This is a genomic window from Plectonema cf. radiosum LEGE 06105, assembly GCF_015207665.1.
Classification (GTDB): Bacteria; Cyanobacteriota; Cyanobacteriia; order Cyanobacteriales; family Nostocaceae; genus Rivularia; species Rivularia radiosa_A.
This window is the reverse complement of the sequence record NZ_JADEWL010000260.1, coordinates 1-4,243: the sequence shown is the minus strand read 5'-3', so window position 1 is coordinate 4,243 and position 4,243 is coordinate 1. Positions and strand designations below refer to the sequence as shown.

The following is a 4,243-nucleotide window of genomic DNA, read 5'->3' as shown; positions in this document are numbered from 1 at the left end:
CTCTCCCCCCTGTCCCGCTCCCCCGCTCCACTCCCTTTCTCCCTCAAACATGAAAGGTAATCGTAAGCGCGGGAAGGGAGTAATGGATTGGGAAAGAGAACCGATTAAAGTAAATAAAATATTAGGTAAACAAGCGGGCTTTGGTCCAATTCCAGCCAATCAAATTTTACCTTGGTTTGCAATTATCACCTTAAGCTATTTTATTTTTGACGGATTATTGAGTTGGGGAATACCCAAAGTTGCAGTTATCAGTTTTTGGTTAATTCTAAGTTGGTGGTTTGTGACCGGAAAAGACCCCGATAAATATATTAATCGTTTTCGCAAACCTAAAGGTAGCAACTGGATTATCGGTGGTGCAATGTATGTATCTCCTTTACTTTCTCGGAATATCAGAAAGCAACTTAAGAAGGCAGGGAGCAGGGGGAAGGAAAGTTATTTTTAGATAATTAGTGGTGACAATTATTTGTTTATGGGAAATGCCTTATTACAATGAAAGCTCATATTCAAACAATAAATTCTATCGACCAAAATAACCAGAAATCGCAGTATATCCCCTTTGAGAACGAACTAGACCTCTGCTGTATGGTTCGCATCGAAAGGGATAATCGTAAAGTAGGAGCATTTTTACTCAACCAAGGTGATATCAAAGATGAAAACCAATTCCAAGTAGTTTTTGCATTCCAAATCAAAGGTATCCACAACCAACTTTACCCAGAAGAAATAGCATCAATATCAGCTTCTATCTCCGAAGCAATGAAATCTATCCTTCCAGGAGAAAAATGTACGTTTCTTTTAGGACGTTATTCGGATGACTCTGCTAGACTTGAGCATCTTAATAATCTTGCCGAAAATTGTTCTTTAAAACTACCAGCTATCTTAGTCCGCAACGAACAAGCAAGAGTACAAGAATTAACCCGTAAAGGAGCAAGGTCAACTTGGCAGCAAATAGTATTCTGTACCTGGACTGTAGATAAATTTGGAGAAAATAAAACTGACCCTTTATCGAAATTAATACATTACACAGGTAAAGCCGGACGTTTTTTATTAGATAACGTTACCGGACGTATATCACAAAGACAAGAACAACTTCTCAATGTCTTATTAATGAAAGCCTATACCCAAGGATTTATTCAATGGGAAATGCTGTTTAATACCAAAGCAGGATTGGAACTTACACCACTCAACGATACGCAATTATGGTCATGGTTGTGGAGCAGATTCAATAGATATCAAGCACCACCTATTCCTCAACTTCTAGTTATTGCAGAAGATAAAGATAGCGGTATTAAATTAACGGAAATTCAAAATTCTTTCAAGCACTCCACAACTATCTTGATTAGAGGGGAAAAAGGTAGAAGTTCATGTCCGGAACATCGTCAATGTACAAACCGCGTTTATGTGAAGGACAAAGTATGCGGTGTCTTAACAATGGTAGATACTGTAATCGCATGGACGAGTGCAAAAGAGCAAATTGCATGGATGTGGAAAGTCTTGAGCGAAAATCACGTCCGAGATACCGAAGTATGGGTAGAAATTTCAGGAGCCAACCGTTACCTAACCAAAGATAATTTACATCGTCAAGCCAAGCAAACCAAAGCTGCTAGAGAACGAGCATTATTTAAAGGAACTGGTAGAGATGTAGGTGCGGAAATTAAGCAGGAGGAAAGTTTTGATGCACAGAAAAAATTATATAAAGGTGCTGTTCCCCTTAACTGTGCGGTAGTATTCTTAGTTTACCGCGAAAATGCAGAAAGCTTAGACCTTGCGTGTGACTTACTGTGCAACAGTTTTGGTACCGCTAAAGTAGTTAGAGAAAGAAACATTGCGAATCTAATTTGGCTAGAAACTTTACCCATCACCTGGCGAAGAATTTTACATTCAAGTTCAATTCTGAGCGAACGACGATTAGTTCTAGAAAGTGAAACCATCGCAGGTGTTCTACCTCTTACTCTTCCTAAAGAACTCGATTCTATAGGTGTGGAATTTCTAACTAATCGAGGTGGTAAACCCGTATGCGTAGACTTATTCAACCATACCCAACACGCACTAATTACAGGTAAAACTGGTTCGGGTAAATCAGTATTACTGTGGCGATTTATGCTTGATGCTTTATCACAAGGAATACCAGTAGTGGGAATGGATATACCCGCAGCTGATGGAGAAAGTTCTTTTAAGACTGCAATTGAATTGTTGGGAGATGCTGGTGCTTATTTTGATTTATCCCGTGCTTCTAATAACCTAATGGAACCTCCAGATTTACGAGACTTTGATGCAGAGGAACGGGCTTCGCGGATGAAATCGTGGCGTTCATTTATACGTAATGCTTTGAGGGTCATCGTTATGGGACGTTTAGATGCTCCCCATTTAGCACAACGAGTAGATGCAATTCTAATGCAAGCACTGGATGTATTTTTAAGTGACCCCGACATCATCGAGCGTTATAATTTGGCATTCTCCAAAGGTTGGAAATCATCCGAATGGCAGGATATCCCAACATTAAAGGATTTCTCCCGATTTTGTTCCATTGCTCGGATAAATATTCAAAAACCAGAAGCCATTGACCATCAAGCAATCAATCAAATCACCAGCCAGATTACTGCATTACTGGTAAGTCCTTTAGGAACAGCGATAGGTAAACCCAGCAGTTTTTCGCCGGAACCGATGGTCAAATTCTATGCTCTTACAGGCTTGAGTAACGACCAAGATTCTTATACAATGGCTGTTGCTGCAAAGGCTGCCTGTTTGAGAGTAGCTCTTTCCCATCTTAAAAGCCTTTTTATAGGTGATGAACTTTCTGTATTGTTCCGCAAAGATGGCTTCAGCGCAATGATTGGGGAACTCTGCGCGACCGCACGGAAAGATGGATTGAGTATAGTTTTATCCAGTCAAGACCCAGATACAATCTATCAGTCATCAGCAGCAGCGATGATTATGCAGAATATCAGTTACAGAATTACTGGTTGTATTACTTCAAATGCTGTTGCTTCGTTTGAGAAGTATTTATCATATCCGGTTGAAATAATTGCGAGCAATGCTTCCGAATCCTTCTTTCCCCGTCGTTCCGATTTATATTCCTGCTGGTTAATTGAGAAAGGAGGGCGTTTTTGGCCAACCAGATTTTATCCAGGAGAAATGGCTTTAGCTGCAATAGCGACAAATCAAGATGAACGCAGTACACGTCGAGCAATTTTATCCCAATACCCTAATAGCATCAAAGGACAATTACAAGGTTTAGCTAAATTTACCAAGGTTTATGTTGCAGCCATCAAACAAAATAGAAGTTTATTGCATATCAATGGAGAAACTGAAAATGTATCAGAAAAAGATAAAGTTGAAGAGTCCGAAACGCCTACGCATACGTAGAGTATGTTGGAAGCATAAAACACAAGCTATAACCAAAAGAACCAATTTCTTACGAGGGACACCCTCTTACTTCTACCTTCTTGTTAGAAGTATTTCAATCATTGGAATAACAGTTACAGCTTTAAATGTGATTAAGGTCAATTCATCATTGGCAGCAACCTCAGATATAACACAAAATCAAACAGTTACTCAAACAGAACGCTCAACATTCAACAAAAACTCATCAGATGAAATTCAAGGATTTATTAATGATGTACGTTCCTTTGTTCGCGGGGATTTTTTCGGTAATATTAAGCAGCTCGTTAAAGATTCAATCGGTTCGGTTGATATCCCCGATTTGGGTCAAGTTGTAAGTGAAATTATGAAAGGTTCGCTTCCATCCGATGGAGTTACATCTAATAAGTTAGAGAATAATCTTCCTAATTCCTATGCGATTCGTCAAGATTTAGCTAACCAAAGCGAAAGAGTAGGAGCTATTGAAGTTGCACAGAATAAAACTCTTTCTAAAAACGCTCAACAGGAGTCTTTCAATACTCTTGAATTGAGTGCTAATTCCCAGGTTGAATCAAGTCAAATGTCAGATGATTCTCAAAATTCTGATACTTCCCAGCAAATATTGCAAAATATTTCTAAGCAACTCAAAAATAATACAACAATTTCCGATTTGCTTTTACAAGAAGCGAGTCAGTCACGACAAGATAACGCTTTGGGATTAACTTTAACTGCTCAAGCAGCTACAGAACTAAATGCGGTAAATACTAGAGAAAGACAAAGTGCGATCGCCACTGGGAATCGTGCTGTATCTCAAGGTTCTCTGCTGATGATGCCGGGAGGTGCCGTTTTGGGAGAGTAGAGGAGTGGGGGAGGGGGAGAGTGGGAG

The 4,243-nt window shown here is 39.5% G+C and carries 3 protein-coding genes; all 3 read left to right on the top strand.

The annotated features are described in order from the left end of the window. The coding region (locus IQ247_RS31600; protein WP_228060226.1) for a hypothetical protein at nucleotides 1–442 on the top strand (442 nt) is incomplete at its 5' end. Nucleotides 443–489: 47 nt separating this feature from the next. Beyond that, on the top strand, nucleotides 490–3,363 hold the full coding sequence (locus IQ247_RS31595; protein ID WP_228060225.1) for an FtsK/SpoIIIE domain-containing protein: 2,874 nt from the start codon (nucleotides 490–492) through the stop codon (nucleotides 3,361–3,363). Between the two features lie 148 nt (nucleotides 3,364–3,511). Next, nucleotides 3,512–4,216, top strand: a complete 705-nt coding sequence (locus tag IQ247_RS31590; protein WP_228060224.1) for a hypothetical protein — start codon at nucleotides 3,512–3,514, stop codon at nucleotides 4,214–4,216. Nucleotides 4,217–4,243 lie beyond the last annotated feature (27 nt).

Bases quoted from the DNA above. Each gene is read 5' to 3' on its own strand.
- IQ247_RS31595 (WP_228060225.1), top strand. From the start codon at position 490: ATGAAAGCTCATATTCAAACAATAAATTCTATCGACCAAAATAACCAG.